This is a genomic window from Thioclava electrotropha, from assembly GCF_002085925.2.
GTDB lineage: Bacteria > Pseudomonadota > Alphaproteobacteria > Rhodobacterales > Rhodobacteraceae > Thioclava > Thioclava electrotropha.
Genome location: NZ_CP053562.1, coordinates 1,770,161 through 1,790,054 on the forward strand (window position 1 = coordinate 1,770,161; position 19,894 = coordinate 1,790,054).

Here is a 19,894-nt window from a genome sequence, read left to right on the forward strand (position 1 = left end):
AGATATCTAGCGAAAGGCCATTGTGCCCGCCCTCAGGATTGGCCCTTCGCGATGTTGCGCTCCATGAGCCGCTGGAACAGCCGGGGCGAGGCGCGGTTGATCCACCACGCGAGCCGCGCGACGCGGCCCACCGGGATCATCGGGCGGCCGCGCTTGAGCCCAGTAAGGATCACCTGTGCGGCAGCCTCTGGCGTCATGTAATCCACCCCGTCCGCAGCCGCACCGGGGCGCGTGATGCCGTCCGATTGCCGCTCGGCCCGGTCGATATTGGTCGCCACGAAGGACGGCGCCGCGATCTGCACGCGCACGCCATGCGGCGCTTCCTCCGAACGAAGCGACTTGAAGAACCCTTCCAGTGCATGTTTCGACGCTGCATAGGCCGTGCGGTGGTAGAGCGGCGAAAACCCCGCGACCGAGGAAATCGCCAGATGCGTGCCGTGGCTTTCCCGCACGGGTTCGAGGAACTGCCGCGCCATCGCGGTCGCCGCGAAATAGTTAATCTCGAAGACCTTGCGATGCGCGGCCTCGGTCAGCTCGGAGAACGGCCCGATCTGGGTGACACCTGCATTGTAGATCACCAGATCGATCCGGGGATAGCGCGCGCGGATATCGGCGCAGGCGCTGGCAAGCTGATCCGCGTCGGTCAGATCGCAGGCGATGGCTTCCTCGTTCGGCTTGGCCGTTAGCCCGGAGATATCCCGGTCGAGCAGCACGACCTGCCATCCCTCGGCGCGCAGCCCCGCCGAGAGCGCCTGCCCAAGCCCCCCGGCGCCGCCCGAGATTACCGCGACGCGCGTGCTCATAGCCCCGCCTCGCGGGCCCAGAGGTCGAAAACCTCGGCGCTGGTCAGCTCGGGCGTGTAGCCGAAGACTTCCTTCAGCGCGTCGTTGGCCAGAACGGGGCGGTATTGCAGGAAGCGCACCTGCTCTGGCCCGTAGCGGCTCAGCCCCAGCGGATGGGCGATGGCTAGCGCCGCCTTGATGCCAAGCGCGGGCAAGCGGCGCACAGGTTTGCCAAGACGCCGCGCGAGATCGCTGACGCCGAGCGCGCCGTCGCCCGCGACGTTGAAGATTCCGGGCGGCCCATCGGTCGCAGCGCGGATCAGGATGCGCGCGAGATCGCGGGTCCAGATGAAGACGAAGGGGCTCTCGCAGCCCCTCAGTGCGAGCAGACGCGGCTTGCGGAAAAGCGCTGTGATCTGGTTGTCGGTGCCCTTGCCCAGAACGGTGCCCACCCGCAGCACGACCTGCTCGAGGGCAGGGTGGGCGGTGCGCGCCTCGGCCAGCATCTCCTCGACCTGCCGCTTGTGATCGGCATAGGCAAACTCGGGATTGCCGCGCACCGGATCGCTCTCGCGCAGGGGCACGGGATTGTCGGCGTGATAGCCATAGGCCGCGCCCGAGGAGGTCACGACGAGCCGCCGAACCCCGACCGAAAGCGCCGCATCCAGCACCTTGCGCGTGCCCTCCACATCGACCTTATAGGCCAGCTCGCGCCCCATTCCGGGGCCCGGCGTCACGATGGAGGCGAGATGCACGATCACCTCGGGCCGCTCGCGCGCGATGACCTTGGCGGGGGCGTCGGTGGTCACATCCATCGCCACGAAGCGCACGGCTTCGGGCAGGGTGTCGGGGCAAGCCAGATCGGTCGCGATGACCTCATGGCCGCTCTCAGACAGTTCGGCGGTGAGTACGCGGCCGATCATGCCGCCCGCTCCGGTAATCAGGATCCGGGTCATCGTGCGGCCTCCTTTCGTCTCATGAGTGTCGAGATCGCGAAGCCCGCGATGATGTGCCAGATGCCCCAGAAGGCCGCGACGATCGCCATGCCGCCAAGGCCGCCGAAGAAGGCGAAGATCAGCACGAGGCCGAGGCCGGAATTCTGGATGCCCGTCTCGATGGTGATCGCGCGCCGGTCGAAGGGCGACAGCCGCGCTAGCGTCGCGGTGCCATAGCCGCCCGCGAAGGCCAGCGCGTTGTGCAGCACCACCATTCCCGCGATCAGCCCGACGAATTGCACGAAATACTGCCAATTGGCGCTGAGCGAGAGCGCGACGAAAGCCACGAAAATCGCCATCGAGATCCACTTCAGCGGATCGCGGATGCGCGTCGTGAGGTCATAGCGGTAATGGTTCAGCGTGATCCCGGCGATCAGCGGCAAAAGCAGCATGACGCCCACGGTGATCGCCACGCTCACCGGATCGATATGGGTCTCGTGCAGCAGCGCGCGCGTCGGCGCGTAAAGGCTGCCCCAGAAGGCGATATTGAGCGGCGTCAGCACGATCGCCGCCACCGTGGCGAAGGCGGTCAGCGAGACCGAGAGCGCCGTGTTTCCACCCGCCCGGTGGGTGAAGAAGTTCGAGACATTTCCGCCCGGGCAGGCCGCCACGAGGATCAGCCCGAGCGCAATCGAGGGGCTGGGCTGCAGCGCCAGCACCAGCCCGAAGGTCAGCGCGGGCAGCACCAGAAATTGCGACGTGAACCCCACGATCAGCGCCCAGGGCCTGCGCACCAGGGGGCGGAAATCGCGCGGGGATAGGTCGATCGCGACCGAGAACATGACGATGCCGAGGATCGCGTTGAGCAGATGCAGGGCGCCGGGGCTGAAATTCAGCCGGACCGCGTCGAGCCCCGTCATGCCGCCGCCTTCCCGCTGAGCGCCTTGATCCAGCCGGTGACCGCCTTGCGATAGGTCGCCTTGTCCACGTAATAGGCCATCCGCGCGAGCTTGAGATAGGCCATGCCGCCGGTCGCGCGCTCGAACCCTTCGGCCTTCTTCGCCTGCAGGCGCTTCGCGGCCTCCGAGCCATCGCGCAGCCCGCGAATGTAGCGCGCCACCATCTCGGCTTGCTCGTGGCGACCCTGCCAGCCAAGTCCGCTCGCCTCGAGCATCCCCAGCACGAAGAGATCATCGCGCTTGGGATGCATCGCGTTCAGGTACAGATGCGGCGCATCGCCTTGCCAGTTCAGCAACTCCGGCGCGATGAACGGGTAGTGCAGCTTGTAGCCGGTGGCCGCGAGGATCATGTCATACTCGGCCTGCGTGCCATCCTTGAAATGCACCGTTTTTCCGTCGAGCCGTTCGATATCGGCGCGCACTTTCAGATCGCCGTGGCCTGCGTGGAACAGCACCAGCGAGTTCACGATCGGATGGCTCTCGTAGAGTTTGTAATCGGGCTTGGGAAACCCGTATTTCTGCGGATCGCCCACGAACCATTTCAGCAGCGCGCCGTCGATCTTGCGCTTGAGCCACATCGGCAGCTTGATCGCGCCGCCCAGCGTGTCGGCGGGTTTGCCGAAGACGTATTTCGGCACGAAGTAATAGCCGCGTCGCATCGAGAGATCGCAGCTTTTGCCGTGGTGGATCGCGTCCACCGCGATGTCGCAGCCGGAATTGCCCGCGCCCACGACGAGCACCCGTTTGCCGGCGAATTGCGAGGGGTCGCGATAGGCCGAGGAATGGATCAGCTCGCCGTCGAACTGGCCCGGGAAGTCCGGCATGTTCGGCTCGGAGAGCGTGCCATTGGCGATCAGAACGCCAGCATAGACCTCCGAATGCTCTCCTTCCGCATCGCGCCAGCTGACCCGCCAGCCCTCGTCATCGTCGCCCAGCGGCTCGAGTTTGGTCACCTCCGCGCCGAAGCGGTAATGCCGGCGAATGTCGAAATGATCGGCGAAATCGCGGAAATACTGCGCCATCTCGCGGTGGCTGGGATACTCCGCCACCTCGTCGCGCATCGGAAAATCGGTGAATTCCGTCATCCGCTTCGAGGAAATCAGATGCGCGCTTTCATACATCGTCGAATGCGCGCCCTCGATATCCCAGAGCCCGCCCACATCGCTGTGCAGCTCGAAGCCCTGATAGTCTACCCCCTGTTCGCCCAGCACCTTGGCCGCGGCCAGACCCATCGGGCCCGCGCCGATCAGGGCGAACCTGCCCCTCGTATTTGTCATGTTGCGTCTCCTCCCAGACATTCTTAAATTGAACCATTGTTCAAAATAAGCAAGCCCCGATCTGATGACGAAAAAGACGACCGAGAAACAAAGGCTTAGAGCGCCGTCGAAGCGCTCTCTCGCGAGTCGTTCACGGATTCTCGATGCGGCGGAAACGGTCTTTGCGCGGGACGGATTCGAAGGCGCGAAGGTGCGCGACATCGCCGCGCTGGCCGAGGTGCCGCTGGGGCTGGTGAACCATCACGGGGGCTCGAAAGAGGCGCTGTTTCGCGAAGTTGTGGAGCGGCGCGCCGAAGAGCTGGCGCGTCTGCGTCTGGAGGCTCTGGCGCAGGCGAAGGGGCAGGGGGCGCTCGATCTGACGGCGATCCTCGGCTGCTTCTTCCGGCCCTATCTGGCGAAGGCGGCGGGCAGCGATCCGCAATGGCTGGCCTATGCGCGGCTTGTGGCGATGGTCTCGGCCGATCCGGCCTGGGCGGATATCTCGACCGATCTGTTCGACCCGACCGCGCAGCGCTTCATGGACGAGATCTGCGCGCTGCATCCCAAGGTCAGCCGGGCGGTCGTGGCCGAAGGGTTCGTCTATTCGGTGGCGGCGCTTCTGGCCTTCCTGACCTCGGAATGGCGGATCGCGGCGCTGGCCTCGCAGTCCGATGCGCAGGGGTCCGTCGAGGGGCTGGTCGCCTTCTGCGCGGCAGGCTGCGCGGCGCGCATCGCGCAGGCCGAGACGTGACCGGATGTTGAGCACAACGACCCTGCTGGTCATCACGGCGGTGTTCTTCTCCGCCTTCTTGCGCGGCATCGCAGGGTTCGGTTTCGCGCTGGCCGCGGTGCCGATCGTCTCGCTGATGGTGCCGCCGATCGAGGCGGTGACGCTGGCGGTGCTGCTGCAGGTCGCGGTCGGGTGCCGCGACCTTTTCACTCTGCACGGGCATGTGCACAAACCCTCGCTCGCGCGGCTCTCTCTGGGCGCGATTGTGGGCACTCCGGTCGGGATTTTCGCGCTCACCGCCGTCAGCGCCGATGCCGCGCGGGTGATGATCGCGCTCGCCGTGTTGGCGGGGCTGGCGCTGCTGCTGCGCTACAAGCCTGCGCGCCCGCATCCCCATGGCGGACTCGCGTTGCTGGCGGGCGTGGCCTCGGGCGCGTTTTCCGGGCTCGCGGCGATGCCGGGGCCGCCTGCGGTGGCTTATTATCTGGGCGCGGGCACCACAGCTGTACAGACGCGGGCCTCGTTGCTTCTGTTCTTCTTCGTGGCCTCGCTGCTGGCCACGCCGGGGCTGATCTGGGCAGGCGTGGTGAATGGCGATGCGCTCTGGCTGACGCTGGTCTCGGTGCCTGCGCTGGCGCTGGGGACATGGGCGGGCACGGCTGCCTTCGCGCGGCTCGACAACACGCAGTATCGCTCTCTCGCCATCGTGGTCATGGCGATTTCGGCGGTGCTGGCGGGCTGGCGCGGCCTGTCGGTCTATCTCTAGGGCAGGGCGCGCGCGCGCCTCTTAGCTGCCGCGGGCGAGGATGAACCACTCGCCGATATTCTCGCGATTGATGAACCCCACGAAATTGCCGGTCTTGCCGATCACCGCCACCGCGGGAATACGCCCTTTCGCGAACGCGTCGAGTACATCGTCCATCCCCGTCTTCAGCGACACGACGGGCACGTTGTCGAACATGATCTCGGAAACGGGGCGCTGGCGGAATTCGGGGTCGGGCCGGGCCAGCACGCTCTCGCGGGTGACGAAGCCGACGAACTGCCCGTCGGGCGTGAGCACGGGGAACTCCGATTGCGAGCTGTGCAGGATCGCCTGAGCGGCGGTGTCGAGCGTGTCGTCGGGCGCCAGCGACACGAAGGAGGTGATGACCGCGTCACGCGCCGCCGAACGATGGGCGAGGCCACGCATCGCCGCATCCGAGCTTTCCGCCCCGGCCGCGAAGAAGATGAACGCCGCGATCAGCACGAGGATCGGGTTGCCGCTCGTCAGCCCCCAATAGGCGAAGAGCACGGCGATGACCTGCCCGGTGCGCGCCGCGACCTGCGTGGCTTTCACCCGGTCCATGAAGAGCGCAAGCACGGCGCGAAACACCCGCCCGCCATCCATCGGGAAGGCCGGGATCAGGTTGAACGCCACGAGCAGCGCGTTCACTAGCGCGAGCCGCCCCCAGAAGCTTTGTCCTGGATTGTCGAGCGATTGCAGGTCGCTCAGCCAGCCGCTGCCGCCAAGAAAGATCGTCAGGATCAGGAAGATCACGACATTGACCGCAGGACCCGCCACCGCGATCAGGATTTCCTGCTTGGGATTTTCCGGGATCCGCTCCAGCCGCGCCAGACCGCCGATCGGCAGAAGGGTGATGTCGGGGGTGCGCACGCCGAACCGGGCCGCCATCGTCGCATGGCCGAATTCGTGCAGCACGACACAGGCGAAGACCGACAGGATGAAGAGCATGTTGATCAGCGCGGCCTGCGGTCCCTCGGCAGCCCAGGCCGAGGCGGTGATCCAGATGATCAGCAGAACGAAGGTGACATGCACCCTGAGAACCGTGCCGCCGATCTTGCCGATTGAATAGGACCAGCTCATGTCATCCCTCTCTTTCCGCCGTGCGGTTGCCCCGAAAGCGGGGCGCGGCACACGGATGTCCGCCGCCCTCAATCTGACCCTTCGTTCCGGTCACCACAAGCAAGCAATCCCAATAAGTGACGGAGTTTGAAAAAGCTTCTGCCCGCGCAGATCAGAACTCGGTCACGCGCCGCGTCGTCTCCGGGTCGAGGAAACCCGCGACCGTGGCATCGGTCTCGAGCTGCAGCGCCCGGTGCAGGTCCGGCACCGCGGCGTGATTGAGAACGCGTTTCATCGCGCGGACCGACAGGACGGGAAGATCGGCGAGCCGTTCGGCGGTCTGGACGGCCACCGCGATCAGCGCCGCATCGTCAACGACCTTCCACGCCACGCCGATCTCGCCCATGTCCTTCGCTGAATACCGGTCGCCGAAGATCAGCATCTCGCGCGCCTTGTTCAGCCCGACCAGCGCGGGCAGGAGCGAGGTGACGGCCCCGGTGACGAACAGGTTCAGCGAGACCTCGGGGAAGAAGCCCTTGGCGCTTTCGGCCCAGATCGGAAAGTCGCAATTGATCGCCCATTCCAAGCCGCCGCCGACGGCCCAGCCGTTGATCGCGCCGACCACCGGTTTCTCGCCGAGGGTAATCGCATGGGTCGCGCGCTGAATCGCGTGCACGATCTCGCGCGCCTCTTCCTCGGTCTCGGGATGGGTATGGGCCTTGCGGTCATCGCCCGCACAAAACGCTTTGCCCGCCCCGGTGAAGATGATCACCTTGGTGGCCGGGTCGGCATTGGCGTCCTCAAAGGCGCACGCGACATCGACGACCAGCTGACGGTTCATCGCGTTGAGCCGCTCGGGGCGGTTGAGGGTGATGGTGCGCACGCCCTTGGCGCCAAGCTGGCTCAGGACGGTGTCGTAGGTGAAATGGCTCATTGGAAACTCCGGATGACGCGTTTGGTCTTGCCCTCGGTGCGCGGGAAGCTGTGGGCGGGCAGCAGGGTGACGCTCGCCGTCGCACCCAGTTTCGACTTGATCCGCTGCTCCACCTTGCGCGCCAGATCGGGCGTTGCATGCACCCCTTCCGCCAGTTCCGCGCTGACCGGCAGGGTGTCATAGGGCGGGGGCGTGTCGAGGGTGATGCGATAGTCTCCCGAAAGCTCGGGGATTTCGTTGAGCACGGCGGCGACCATCGAGGGGAACATGTTCAGGCCCCGCACGACCACCATGTCATCGGAGCGCCCGACGACCGAGAAACGAAACCCGGTGCAGCCGCAGGCGCAGGGCTCGGTCTCGCCGATGGTGATGATGTCGCCCGTGCGGAACCGCACCAGCGGCTGGCAGTCGCGCACGAGGTGGGTCAGAACCAATTCGCCGCGCGCCCCGGCCTCCAGCGGGATCGGCGCTTCGGTATCGGGGTCGATCAGCTCGGGATGCAGCACGTCGGCGGCCATGAAATGCAGCTTCGTGTCATGCGGACATTCCGCCGCGAAGTTCGAGAAGACGTCCGAGACGCCGTAATTCGCGTTGCGCGGCTCCATCCCCCAGGTCTCGCGCAGGCGGGCGCGGAAGGCGGGGTCGTCAAGGCCGGGCTCGCCGCCGAACAGACCCAGCTTGAGGCCCAGATCGCGCGGCGTCAGTCCGGGGTGTTTCTCGGCGATGACCCGCTCGAGGACGGAAGGATAGGAGGGCGTGCAGGAAATCGCGGTGATGCCGACCTCGCGGATCGTCTGGATCAGCAGCTCGGTCGAGCCGACGCCGAAGGGCACGACCAGCGCGCCCGTCGCCTCCAGCGTCATGTGATCGGTCAGCCCGCCCATCCACATCTGGTAATTGAGGCAATGCACCACCGTATGCTCCGCCGTCAGCCCCGCAGAGCGGTGACAACGCCCGCCGACCTCCTGCGTCACCAACGCGTCGCGGGCCGACAGGGCGAGGTTCATGGCCTGACCGGTGGTGCCCGACGTCCGATGCAGGCGGTTGGCGGTGCTGCGCGTGGCGGCGAAGTAGTCGCCGAAGGGCGGATGCTCGGCCTGCGAGATCCGCAGTTGCGATTTGTCGGAGAGCGGCATTTCGGGCAGGTCGCGCAGGTCTTCGGGTGGCCTGCGCCCTTGCCAGAGCCTTTGGTAGAAGGCGGAATGCGCGACGACATGGGCGCGCTGAGCCTGCCAGCGGCGTTCGATCTCGGGCTGCAGCTCCGCGCGGGAGAGGTTCTCGGCGCCGGGAATGGTGCTCATGCCGTCATCCCCCGGTCCCAGAGCAGCGAAAGAGTCTCCAGCACCGCATCGCGGTCCTGCGATATCTCGATCAGGGCCGGGTCCTTCGCCAGAAGAAGGTTGGAGAGGTATTGATCGACCATGCCCCCCAGCGCATAGGCGCGGCGCAGCAATTCGTCGCGCGGGGGCGCCATCTTGCCCTCCTGCCGCTGCCTGCGTTCCACGGAGGCGACCACCGCCTCGATCCATTCCCGGTTCAGCGTCTGAAACGCCGCCTGCGCTTCGGGGAAGCCGTCGGTCGGGTGGATCAGGCTGCGCATCAACCCGCTATTTCGCTCGAACAGACGGAGATAGGCGCGGGTCGCCGCGCGCGGCGCATCATGGCCCTCGCGTTCGCTCGCCGCCCTCATCGCCAGTTGAAGGAAGGCCACGAACCCCCGAAGCAGGCTGTCGAGCAGGGCGTTGCGATCCTTGAAGTAGAGGTAAAACGTGCCGTTCGAGACGCCGGCTGCCTTGCAGATCTCCGCGACGGTGAGGCCCTGCGGCCCGCCGTCTTGCAAAACCTTGCAGGCGGCGATCTGAAGCTGGGCTCGGGTGCGCTCTCCCTTCGGGCGTCCGGCGCTGGTCGTGGCAAGATGCTCCGGGAAAGAGAACACGGCGGCGTCCTGCGACGCATTTGCGAGGGTGGAGGTCACGTTCCGGCTCCAAAAATGAAACTGACGTCAGTTTTATATTTAGGGAAAGCAAACCCGTCAACGCTGACGTGACTCTGCGTTTCGTCGGGGCAATGCGCTCAGGTCGTGGAAGGTGCCAGATAGACCTCGCCCGGGGCGAAGGGGAGGAAGCGCTCCGCCGCGATCCCGGACGCCGCAAGGCTGCGCCCCAGCAGGGCGGGCGGCTCTTCGCGCGGCTCGTCGGTCAGCTGGAACGTCCCCCAATGACAGCCAAGCGCCTGCGTGGGGCCGATATCGGTGAAGATGCGCACGGCCTCTTCGGGCGCCACATGCTGGGGCTGCATGAACCAGCGCGGCTCATAGGCCCCGATCGGGATCACCGCGATGTCCGGCGCGCCGTGCCGGGCGCGGATATCGCGAAAGAGCGCCCCGTCGCCATAGCCGGTATCGCCCGCGAACCAGATCCGGCTCTGCGGCGTGTCGATCCAGAACCCGCTCCAGAGCGCCATGCGGCGATCCCCGAGACCGCGCGCCGACCAGTGGTTCGCAGGCGTCAGCGTGACCGAGACCTCGGAAGTCAGCGCGATGCGGTCGTGCCAATCCCCGGTCTCGATCTGCGCCCCGCGGACCGCCCGTCGCACCGTCGCATCCGTGCCCAGCGGCATAATCATCTTCGGGCGGTGGCGCGCATGCAGCTTGCGCAAAGTGACGGTGTCGAGATGGTCGTAATGGTTATGGCTGATCAGAACCGCGTCGATCGGCGGGAGAGTGTCGAAGGCGACACCGGGCGCGGTGACGCGCCGGGGCCCGGCAAAGCGCAGCGGGCTCGCGCGCTCCGACCAGACCGGATCGGTCAGCAGGTTTAGCCCCGCGACCTGAATGAGCACCGAGGCATGGCCGACCATGGTCAGCCGTGCGTCCTCGCTGCGCTCGGGCGGCACGCTCGGCGCGACAGGGACATGCTTGGGCCAGCGCGCCCGCTGCCCCTCGCGGTGCCATTTGAGAATATCGCGAAAGGAGCGATCGGTAGAGGGCTGGCCATGCGGGTGAAACCGCTCGCCGTCGAAATGGTCCGTGACCGGGCCGGAATAGTAGCGGTTACGTGCCATCTCGTGCCTGCCTTTATCTTTCGGGGAAGGTTAGCGGACCGGACCCGGCCTGTCGCGTCTCGGATATCAGCGCGCCAAGGCCTCGAGATGGGCCGCAGCCCCTTCCGCGAGCGCGGTCGGGTTATAGCCGCCCTCCAGACAGGAGACGATACGCCCCTCGCAACAGCGGCGCGCGACGCCCCGGATCGCATTGGTCAGCCACCAGTAATCGCCCGCGGTCCAGAGAAGCCCGGAGATATCGTCCTCGCGATGCGCGTCGAACCCGGCGGAGACGATGATCAGCTCCGGCTTGAAGGCCTCGAGCCGCGCTAGCCCGTCTTCCCAGGCCACCTTCATCTCGGAGGCGCCGCTTCCACTGGCCAGCGGCAGGTTGAGCACGTTGTCATGCGCCCCGGTCTCCGAGCGCGCCCCTGTGCCCGGCCAGAGCGACTTGGGCTCCTGATGCGATGAGATGAACAGGCTGCGCGGCTCGTCCCAGAGGATATCCTGCGTGCCATTGCCGTGATGCACGTCGAAATCGAGCACCGCAACACGCGACAGGCCATGCCGTTCGAGCGCATGAAGCGCCGCAAGCCCGGTATTGCCATAGATGCAGAACCCCATCGCCCGCGTGCGCGTCGCATGGTGCCCCGGCGGGCGGGTCGCGACGAAGACGCGCTTGGCCTCGCCCGAGAGGACAAGATCGACCGCCTGCAAGGCACCGCCTGCGCCCAGACGGCTTGCACGGCGCGACCCGGGCGAGACATGGGTGTCCGAGTCGAGATCGGCATGCTCTTGCCGCGCGAAGACCTCTTCGAGCGCTTCGAGATAGGCCGGATCATGGCCCAGCAGGAGGTCCTCGTCACTGGCCTCGCGTGCCTCGATGACGGGCAGCTCCATCTCGTCGATCAGTCCGCGCACCGTCTCCAGCCGCCACGGACGCTCGCGATGATGAGGCCCGGTATCGTGACCGAGGCAATCCTCGTGGGTGATCGTGACGAAACTGCTCATGAAGGTCTCCAGAGAAGGGGCGTATCGGGGCTATAGGCGCGAGTCGGACCCCGCCGCACCGTTGCGAGAACGGTGCTGCCCGTTGCGAAGCTGCGTCAGCCTTGGGGAAATGACAAGCACCCCCGGCGGAGGAAACACGCGTCCGCCGTGACTTTGAAGGGACGTCGCCTAAACGCGGCGCATTGCTGTCAGCAGGGCGGCCCGATCAGAAACACGGGCGGCAGTTCGCGCGCGCGGCGCTCTGCCAGCCGTTGTTTTGCGGTGGCCAGCTTGACCTGCGTGACCTCAAAGCGCACCAGCGCCCGGCTGCGCGCGTCATAGAGCCGCCGTATCGGTGAACCCGGATTTCCGATCATTCCCGGACGGCGGTCTGCACTCGGCGGAAACCAGTCGTTCAAGGCGACAAGCGCGTCTCGCCACGCTCTGTCCGCCTCGATGTAACGCTCGAACGCAAGACGCAAGGCGCGGCGGCGCGTCGTGAGTTCCGGTCGCATTTTCTCTCCTCCCCCAGAAGATTCGACATCTTCCAATTATAGCAGAAACGCGGCGAGTCGTCAGGTTTTGCTGGGCTCCGCGGCGATCACCGTCTCGAACACGGTTTCGCGAGCAGGGCAGGAATTCCTTGTCTTGACGCTTTAGGGTTGCATTAAATGAACCATCGTTCATTTAATATGAACGCCCCCATGGAGGATCGTTGGCCCGATGTGCCGGCGATGGGGTGTCAGAGGAGGAAATCATGCATAGCGAGACGAACCCGCACCCTGAACTCGGTGTGGCCCCGAAACGCGGTCTGGCCCATGTCGCAGGACCGACCGATACCCCGCTGATCGAGGATACGATCCCGGCCGTGCTGAAGCGCACCGCCGCGCGTTGGCCCGATCGCGAGGCTGCCATCTTCACCTCGGAAGGCATCCGCTGGACCTGGGCGGAATTCGCGGCACGGGTCGATCGGCTCGCCTCGGGTCTGCTTGCGCTCGGTCTTCGCCATGGCGACCGGCTCGGCATCTGGTCACCCAACCGCTCGGAATGGCTGCTGACGCAATTCGCGACGGCGCGGATCGGGGTGATCCTCGTGAACATCAACCCGGCCTATCGTCTGCACGAGCTGGAATTCGCGCTGCGCAAGACCGGCTGCCGGGGGCTGGTGCTGGCGGAGACCTTCAAGAGTTCGGACTACCTGTCGATGGTTCAGCGCCTGCTGCCGGAACTTGCGAAAAGTGAGCCCGGCCAGCTCGAGACGCGCAAACTGCCCGACCTGCGCGACATCATCACGATTGGCGAGACCCAGCATCCCGGATGTCATCGCTTCTCGGATGTGGAGGCGCTGGGCGAGGCGCAGGACCGGGCCGCGCTCGATCCGATCACCGCTCGGCTCGACCCGAATGAGCCGATCAACATCCAGTTCACCTCCGGCACGACCGGGTCGCCGAAAGGCGCGACGCTGACCCATCGCAACATCGTCAACAACGCGCATTTCGTGACCCACGCGATGCTGGCGACCGAACAGGACCGCGTCTGCATTCCGGTGCCGTTCTATCACTGCTTCGGCATGGTGATGGGCACGCTGGGCTGCGTCACCAAAGGCGCGACCATCGTCGTCCCCAGCGAGGGCTTCGATCCCCAGAGTGTGCTGGAATGCGTCGCCGCCGAGCGCTGCACCGCGCTTTACGGCGTGCCGACCATGTTCGTTGCGATCCTGGAGCATCCCGATTTTGCGAACCACGATCTGTCCTCGTTGCGCACCGGCATCATGGCGGGCGCGCCCTGTCCGATCGAGGTGATGAAGCAGGTGCAGTCGAAGATGCACATGTCCGAGGTGACCATCGCCTACGGCATGACCGAAACCGCGCCGGTCTCCTTCCAGTCGGCCACCGATACGCCCTTGGAGAAACGTGTCTCCTCGGTGGGGCTGGTGCAGCCGCATCTCGAGGTGAAGATCGTGCGCGAGGATGGCTCGCTTGCCAATGTGGGCGAGCAGGGCGAACTGCTGACGCGCGGCTACTCGGTCATGTGCGGCTATTGGGGCGAGCCCGAGCGCACGGATGAGGCGCTCGATGCCGACGGCTGGATGCATACGGGCGATCTCGCCCGGATCGACAGCGAAGGCTATTGCAACATCACGGGTCGGGTGAAGGACATGATCGTACGCGGCGGCGAGAACGTCTATCCGCGCGAGGTCGAGGAATTCCTCTACACCCATCCCGATATCAGTCAGGCGCAGGTCTTCGGGATACCGGATCACAAGTTCGGCGAGATCGTCGCCGCATGGATCGTGCCGCGCAACGGGGCCGAGTTGACCGAAGATGCTATCCGCGCGTTCTGCCGCGACGAGATTGCGCATTTCAAGGTTCCGGCGGTGATCCGGTTCAAGGATAGCCTGCCGCTGACGGTCTCGGGCAAGCCGCAGAAATTCGTCATGCGCGATGCGATGATCGAGGAGCTGGAACTGGAGGTCGAGGCGACTGCCTGAGACGTCTCAAGCTTTAAGCGCCGCGCGGGTTACCCGCGCGGCGCTCTCTGCGTCAGGCTGCGTCCTTGGGTTTATGCGTGCCATTGAACCGCGAGCGCAGCGGAAGCAGGCTCAGCGCCGCCGTCGTCGCAAAACCTGCGCCCGCCAGGAAGGTCCATTGCGCGCCGCCGATTTCCCAGAGCGCCCCGGCAAGCACGCTGGCAATCAGCAGCCCCACGCCGGTCACGAGGTTGAACATGCCGAAGGCGGTGCCGCGCAGCTCTGCCGGGACCGCCTCGGCCACAAGCGCGGCCAGCAGTCCCTGGGTGAAGCCCATATGCATCCCCCAGAGCAGCACGCCGACTGCAAGCCCGCCGACCCCGCCGACCAGCGCTAGCGTCAGGTCCGCCGCGATCAACAGCCCCAGCCCGACCAGCAGCAGCCCGACGCGACCGACCCTGTCGGACAACGCCCCCACCGGATAGGCGATCAGCGCATAGACCGCGTTCATGCCCACCAGAACCAGCGGCACCAGCATCACCGGGATGCCGTCGTCATTGGCGCGCAGGATCAGGAAGGCCTCGCTGAACCGGGCGAGGGTGAACAGCGTCGCGACCACCACGACCCACCAGAACATAGGGCCCAGGAGCTTGAGTTCCGAACGGGCGAGCGGGTTGCGCACGCGGCGTTGCGTGCCGGGGTGGGCGGGCTCTTTCACCACGAACAAGATCAGCCCGAGCGACAGGAAGGCCGGGATCACCGCGACCCAGAAGACCGAGCGGAAATCGTCCGAGAACAGCCACATCAGCCCGATCGCGGCGAGCGGCCCGAGAAAGGCGCCGACCGTGTCGAGCGATTGCCGCAACCCGAAGGCCGCACCGCGCATCTTGCCCGGCGCGAGGTCGGCGATCAGCGCGTCGCGCGGCGCGCCGCGGATGCCTTTGCCCACCCGGTCGATGAAGCGCGCGGCCACCAGCCAGTCGAATGTCGGCGCGAGCGGGAAGATCGGTTTCGTCACGGCCGCCAGCCCATAGCCGAGCGCGGCCAGCTCCTTGCGCCGCCCGATCCGGTCCGACAGCGCGCCCGAGAAGACCTTGGTGATTGCGGCGGTGGCCTCGGCGATCCCTTCGATCACGCCCACCGCCAGCGCCGTCGCCCCAAGCCCGGTCATCAGATAGACCGGCAGTAGCGCGTGGATCATCTCGGAGGAGATATCCATGAAGAGCGACACGAACCCCAGCGCCCAGATGCCCACCGGCAATCCGCGTCCAAACTTGCCCGCTGGCGTGTCCTGTGCCTCTTGCGCGTCGTCCGTCATGTGCCTCCTGCGCGCGCCGTGGTGGGCTTACTGCCCGCGCGCCTGTGCCCTGCGATCATAAAGCGCGCGTATGAGCAAGGCCATCGCTCCCTCAAGCGGCAGCCAGACGAGGCAATAAAGCCAGACCAGCAGCGCGGGACCCCAGCCGATCGGCGTCACGAAAAGCCCGTAAACCGCGATCAACGTGCCCAGCAATTGCGTGGCCTCCGTTGTCGCGAACAGCCGCAGCGCCGGGAAGGGCCGCCGCCAGAACCAGCTTTGGTGGCGCGTGACGAACAGCGTCATATGCCCCGAGACGAGGAGCTTGAGGAAGATGATCGTCTGGATCTGGTCGCGCGGCAGGCCGAGATAGGCATCGACGAACCAGAACAGCACGAAGGTCTCGATCACCCCGGTCACGCCCAGCGTCGCCGCCACCGTCAGCACGCGCCGCATGTCCCAGCGCACCGGGCGTGGCGAGACCGAGACGTTGTCATAGGCGATCATCATGATCGGGAAATCGTTGAGCACCGCCAGCAGCACGATCATGATCGCGGTGACGGGGTAGAAATCGAAGATCAGGATCGAGAGTGTCATGAACAAGAGCACGCGGATCGTCTCGGCGACGCGGAAAGTGGCGTAGCTCGTCATCCGCTCGAAGATCCGGCGCGCTTCCTCGATCGCCGTGGTGATGATCGACAGCCCCTTGTCGGTCAGCACCAGATCGGCGGCGGTGCGCGCGGCATCGGTCGCCCCGCTCACCGCGATCCCGGCATCGGCCTTGCGCAGGGCAGGGGCGTCGTTCACCCCATCCCCGGTCATCGCGACGATGGAATGCCCCGCCTGCAGCACCTCGACGATGCGGAACTTGTGCTCGGGGAGAACGCGCGCGAAGCCGTCGGCGGCGCGGACATTGGCCTCCACCGTGGCCGGGTCGCCATCGAGCAGCTGGCCCGCCGGATAGATTTTCTGCCCGAGATCGAGCTTGCCCGCGATCTGGCGCGCGATGGCCTCGTGGTCGCCGGTGATGATCTTGACGTCGATCCCCATGTTGCGGGCCTCAGCGATGGTGCTGGCGGCATCGGGGCGCGGCGGGTCGATGATCGGCAGTAGGCCAAGAAATTCCCAATCCTGCCCGGCGCGCTTCTGTGCGGCCCCGAGCGCGCGGTAGCCCTGCTGCGCGAGGGTTTCGACCTCGTCCTCCACCGCCTTGCGCGCGTCATCTGTGAGGGCCGCAAGCTCTACGATCACCTGCGGCGCGCCTTTCGCGACCTGCCAGTGATCGGCCTCGTGACGGACCTCCGCCTCGCTGCGTTTGCTGACCGGATCGAAGGGGGTGAAGCTGAGCGTCTCGATGGCGTCGAGTGCAATGCCCTTCGCCGCCGCCAGCACCGCTTTGTCGATCGCATCGGGCGCATCGCGGTCGCAGGCAAGCGCCGATGCGCGCAGCAGATCGTCGACCGCGATGCCCTCTGCCGGGCGCGGATCCTCGACGGTCAGCTCGTTCAGCGTCAGCGTCCCGGTCTTGTCCGAGCACAGCACATCGACGCCCGCCAGTTCCTCGATTGACACCAGCCGCGAGACGATCGCCTTCATCCGCGCAAGCCGCTCCGCGCCCACCGCCATCGTCACCGACAGAACCGTGGGCAGCGCGACCGGGATCGCCGCCACCGTCAGGATCAGCGCGAACTGGATCACCTCGAGCGGCGGGTTGTGCCGCTGAAACGAGACGATCACGATCATCGCCACCAGAACCAGCGCCGCTGCGATCAGGAAATTCCCGATCTGCATCACGGCTTTCTGGAAATGCGATTTGCCATTCGTGGTCTGCACGAGCGAGGCGGTGTGGCCGAAATAGGTCTCCATCCCGGTCGCCGTAACCTCGCCGGTCATCTCGCCCAGCTTCACGACCGAGCCGGAATAGGCGCTGTCACCGACCGCCTTATCGACGGGCAGGGACTCGCCCGTCAGCGCCGCCTCGTCGATGGAGAGATATTTGCCCTCGAAGAGCGTCAGATCAGCCGGGACGATCTGACCGATCGACAGGCGCACGATATCGCCGGGCACCAGATCGCGCGCGGCGATCTCCTGCCATGTCCCGTCCCGTTTCACGCGGGCGCTCGGGGCCAGCTGCGCCTTGAGCGCTGCGATGGCCGAACTCGCCTTGCTCTCTTCCTTGAAGCCCACCGCCGCGTTGAGCAGCAGCATCACGAAGATCACCGCGAAATCGGACCAGTCGCGCAGCACGAGCGACAACAGCGCCGCCAGTTCGATCAGCCACGGGATCGGTCCCCAGAAATAGCCCGCGATCCGTTGCAACAGGGTTTTCTCGTCGCTTTGGAGCGCATTGGGACCGTATCGCTCGAGCCTCTGTGCCGCCTCTGCCGCGCTCAGACCTGTCTTGCGGTCCGTTTCCGGCACATTCTGCGTCATCGGTTCAGCGACGGTCTGGTCCATTGTTCGTGTCTCCAGCTTTGGCCCCGAGCTTGCCGAGCCACTGACCGATTTCCGGCCAGACATTCGAGAGAGTGTGGCTGCCCATGAAGAGGCCGATATGCCCGCCCTCGACCAAGCGGCTCACGATATCCTTGCGCGGCGTGCCGAGCAGCGTCTCTGCCGCGAAGACCTGTTCGCGCGTGGTGATGTCGTCCGCCTTGCCCGCAAGCAGAAAGGCCGGGCAGGTGATCGCGCCCAGATCGAGCTTGCGCCCGAGGCCCACGAATTCCCCCTTGGCGAACAGGTTCTGTTTGAACAGCAGGTCGATCGCCTGCAGGTAATAGCGCCCCGGCAGGTCGATGGGGTTCTCGTACCAGCTCTCGAACCGCTCGGTGCGCTTCATGAAATTGCGGTCGTCGATATGCTCGTAGAGATCGACGAACTTGCCGAAATACTGCTGATCGGCATGCATGTTCTTCCAGCCGGTGAGCATGAACCGCCCCGGCATCCGGCCCTCACCGGCCTCGACCATTTCCTGATAGGCCGAGAGCGGCATCTCATGGGCGAGCTTGCGGATCGGACCGTGCCCGGCATCGGTGTCGATGGGCGAGCCCGCCAGCACGAGACCCGCGACCTTCTCGGGGAAACGCGCGGCATACATCGCCGACATCCAGCCGCCCTGACACAGGCCCACCAGCATCACCCGCCCGCCGAGCTCATCGACCGCGACGTTGATCTCGGCAAGGTATTTGTCGATGTCGAAATCGCGCATCTCGGGCGTCGCGCTTTTCCAGTCCGTGCAGAGCACACGCCCCAGGCCTGCATCCAGCAGCGTCTCGATCAGGCTCTGGCCCTTGGCGTAATCCGCGATGGTCGAGGAATGCCCGGCATAGGGCGCATCGACAATCACCGGAATGCCGCCGCCCGTGCCGCCGAAATCGCGCAGCCGCATCGTGTCGAGATCGAGCAGCACGTCGTTCTTCGTGGCCCATTTCGGATCAGGCGGGTGCGTGATCTTCGCCGCCTCGTCGAGATAGGTCAGCCCTTTCTCGACCGCGTCGAGCCCGATCTTCTGCCACTCCATCGCCGCAGCCATCGGCCAGAAGAAGGGAACGCTGTGTTCGTAGGTGTTATTGGCATCGCTCATGTTCGACACTCGCAAGACGCTTTGGTGCACAGATGCACTCTTTTGAGACCCCAAGGCCCGTTAGAATGCAAGTGCAGCAAAGCCCGAGCGCGCGAACGTGAAGCTGATGTGTGGAACGGTGAGGCGGTTTTGGCGGCGGGTGACGCTTTCTTAATCCGTGCTCAGAAGCGCCGTGACCAGCGCGCTGGACGGATCGGACAGCTCCTCGATCACGTCGAAATGGTGCCGCCCGTAGGCCGCGACCAGATCTGCTTCCGGCCAGTGCTCGGCCTGCAGGGACGACTGGCGCAGGAATTCCGGACGTTCCGCCGCGCCGACCCAGACGGTGACTTTCACGCCGGGGCGAAGCTTCAGCAGGGCGGGGCTTTCGCTGGCGGCGATCTCGGGCGTGATCCCCAGCCGCGCGTTCATCGAATGCATCTGCAACGGGCGCAGGTCATGCACGCCGCTCACCGAGATCACCCGCCGGATCCGCGCCGCGGTTTCGTCGGAGAGCGCGCTGCCCTCGGATACCGACCGCGTCACGAGATGCCCGCCCGCGGAATGGCCGACGAGATGGATCGGGCCTTCCACCAGCCCCGCTGCGTGATCGATGGCCCGTGCGATCTGCTGCGCGATGCCGGGAATGCTGTTCTCCGGGGCGAGCGTGTAGCCGGGCAGGGCGACGGTCCAGCCCTGAGACAGCGCACCCTCTGCCAGATGGGACCACATGTCCTTGCTGAATTTCAGCCAGTAGCCGCCGTGGACGAAGACCACGAGCCCCTTGGACGCGCCTTCGGGGCGGAAGAGGTCGATCTTTTCGCGGGGCGCATCGCCATAGGCAGCTTCGCTCATCCGATCGGCATGGCGCGACCGGAACTCGGCGGCGCGCTCGGCCCAGAGATCGGGGTAGGCGCTGCCATTCTCGATATAGCCGCCGTTCTCGAAAGCGTCTTCCCAGTCGATCCCGCTCAGGTCTTCCATGTTCCCTCCCGCTTTTTTCGCGTCATGCCCGGAGACAGAGCATATCCCGCGGGATATTGCGAGGGCACGGTCGCGCGGGTAGCGTGCGCCGGAGCCGAAACTTTCGTGAT

At 65.8% G+C, this 19,894-nt stretch carries 18 protein-coding genes; 3 read left to right on the plus strand and 15 right to left on the minus strand.

From position 1 onward, the window contains the following. Positions 1–32: 32 nt before the first annotated feature. From AKL02_RS08455 to AKL02_RS08470, 4 genes are read right to left on the minus strand one after another with little or no spacing between them, the layout of a single operon-like run. Complete coding sequence (locus tag AKL02_RS08455; protein ID WP_083075419.1) at positions 33–803, minus strand: SDR family NAD(P)-dependent oxidoreductase; 771 nt, start codon at positions 801–803, stop codon at positions 33–35. Next, on the minus strand, positions 800–1,738 hold the full coding sequence (locus AKL02_RS08460; RefSeq protein ID WP_083075422.1) for an SDR family oxidoreductase: 939 nt from the start codon (positions 1,736–1,738) through the stop codon (positions 800–802). The genes AKL02_RS08455 and AKL02_RS08460 overlap by 4 nt, the downstream gene beginning before the upstream one ends. Further along, positions 1,735–2,637 (minus strand): bile acid:sodium symporter family protein, encoded by a 903-nt coding sequence (locus tag AKL02_RS08465; RefSeq protein WP_083075425.1) that lies wholly within the window; start codon positions 2,635–2,637, stop codon positions 1,735–1,737. Before AKL02_RS08465 ends, AKL02_RS08460 begins: the two co-directional genes overlap by 4 nt. Further along, on the minus strand, positions 2,634–3,953 hold the full coding sequence (locus tag AKL02_RS08470; protein ID WP_083075427.1) for a flavin-containing monooxygenase: 1,320 nt from the start codon (positions 3,951–3,953) through the stop codon (positions 2,634–2,636). Before AKL02_RS08470 ends, AKL02_RS08465 begins: the two co-directional genes overlap by 4 nt. A gap of 190 nt (positions 3,954–4,143) precedes the next feature. On the opposite strand from AKL02_RS08470, the gene AKL02_RS08475 reads away from it, so the two are divergent. Both AKL02_RS08475 and AKL02_RS08480 read left to right on the plus strand, forming a co-directional pair. After that, complete coding sequence (locus AKL02_RS08475; RefSeq protein WP_232621742.1) at positions 4,144–4,683, plus strand: TetR/AcrR family transcriptional regulator; 540 nt, start codon at positions 4,144–4,146, stop codon at positions 4,681–4,683. A 4-nt stretch (positions 4,684–4,687) separates the two neighbouring features. Further along, a complete protein-coding gene (locus AKL02_RS08480) occupies positions 4,688–5,428 on the plus strand; it encodes a sulfite exporter TauE/SafE family protein (protein WP_108722308.1) in 741 nt (246 codons plus the stop codon). Positions 5,429–5,449: 21 nt separating this feature from the next. Here the strand turns inward: AKL02_RS08480 and AKL02_RS08485 are convergent, their stop codons facing one another. From AKL02_RS08485 to AKL02_RS08515, 7 genes are all read right to left on the minus strand, one after another. Next, on the minus strand, positions 5,450–6,526 hold the full coding sequence (locus AKL02_RS08485; RefSeq protein ID WP_083075430.1) for a site-2 protease family protein: 1,077 nt from the start codon (positions 6,524–6,526) through the stop codon (positions 5,450–5,452). Between the two features lie 151 nt (positions 6,527–6,677). After that, the gene (locus tag AKL02_RS08490) at positions 6,678–7,439 is read right to left on the minus strand and encodes an enoyl-CoA hydratase/isomerase family protein (protein ID WP_083075433.1); all 762 of its coding nucleotides are present in this window, start codon (positions 7,437–7,439) and stop codon (positions 6,678–6,680) included. Further along, positions 7,436–8,740 carry a phenylacetate--CoA ligase family protein gene (locus tag AKL02_RS08495; protein WP_083075436.1) on the minus strand — a complete coding sequence of 435 codons (1,305 nt, stop codon included), beginning with the start codon at positions 8,738–8,740 and terminating at the stop codon, positions 7,436–7,438. Before AKL02_RS08495 ends, AKL02_RS08490 begins: the two co-directional genes overlap by 4 nt. Then, positions 8,737–9,414: a TetR/AcrR family transcriptional regulator gene (locus AKL02_RS08500; protein ID WP_232621743.1), complete on the minus strand. Its 678-nt coding sequence runs from the start codon at positions 9,412–9,414 to the stop codon at positions 8,737–8,739. Before AKL02_RS08500 ends, AKL02_RS08495 begins: the two co-directional genes overlap by 4 nt. A gap of 98 nt (positions 9,415–9,512) precedes the next feature. Then, positions 9,513–10,502, minus strand: a complete 990-nt coding sequence (locus AKL02_RS08505) for an MBL fold metallo-hydrolase (RefSeq protein ID WP_083075439.1) — start codon at positions 10,500–10,502, stop codon at positions 9,513–9,515. Positions 10,503–10,568: 66 nt separating this feature from the next. Continuing rightward, a complete protein-coding gene (locus AKL02_RS08510; RefSeq protein WP_083075442.1) occupies positions 10,569–11,492 on the minus strand; it encodes a histone deacetylase family protein in 924 nt (307 codons plus the stop codon). A 188-nt stretch (positions 11,493–11,680) separates the two neighbouring features. Beyond that, positions 11,681–11,986 (minus strand): hypothetical protein, encoded by a 306-nt coding sequence (locus tag AKL02_RS08515; RefSeq protein ID WP_078599143.1) that lies wholly within the window; start codon positions 11,984–11,986, stop codon positions 11,681–11,683. A gap of 242 nt (positions 11,987–12,228) precedes the next feature. On the opposite strand from AKL02_RS08515, the gene AKL02_RS08520 reads away from it, so the two are divergent. After that, on the plus strand, positions 12,229–13,962 hold the full coding sequence (locus AKL02_RS08520) for an AMP-binding protein (protein ID WP_083075445.1): 1,734 nt from the start codon (positions 12,229–12,231) through the stop codon (positions 13,960–13,962). Between the two features lie 52 nt (positions 13,963–14,014). On the opposite strand, the gene AKL02_RS08525 is transcribed toward AKL02_RS08520, so the two are convergent. The 4 genes from AKL02_RS08525 to AKL02_RS08540 form a co-directional block, all read right to left on the minus strand. Continuing rightward, positions 14,015–15,259 carry an MFS transporter gene (locus AKL02_RS08525; protein WP_083075448.1) on the minus strand — a complete coding sequence of 415 codons (1,245 nt, stop codon included), beginning with the start codon at positions 15,257–15,259 and terminating at the stop codon, positions 14,015–14,017. 27 nt (positions 15,260–15,286) lie between these two features. Beyond that, positions 15,287–17,695 (minus strand): plasma-membrane proton-efflux P-type ATPase, encoded by a 2,409-nt coding sequence (locus AKL02_RS08530; protein WP_083075460.1) that lies wholly within the window; start codon positions 17,693–17,695, stop codon positions 15,287–15,289. Continuing rightward, positions 17,676–18,821 (minus strand): alpha/beta fold hydrolase, encoded by a 1,146-nt coding sequence (locus tag AKL02_RS08535; RefSeq protein WP_198453272.1) that lies wholly within the window; start codon positions 18,819–18,821, stop codon positions 17,676–17,678. Before AKL02_RS08535 ends, AKL02_RS08530 begins: the two co-directional genes overlap by 20 nt. Before the next feature lie 150 nt (positions 18,822–18,971). Further along, positions 18,972–19,784, minus strand: a complete 813-nt coding sequence (locus AKL02_RS08540; RefSeq protein WP_083075463.1) for a hormone-sensitive lipase — start codon at positions 19,782–19,784, stop codon at positions 18,972–18,974. Between the last annotated feature and the right edge of the window lie 110 nt (positions 19,785–19,894).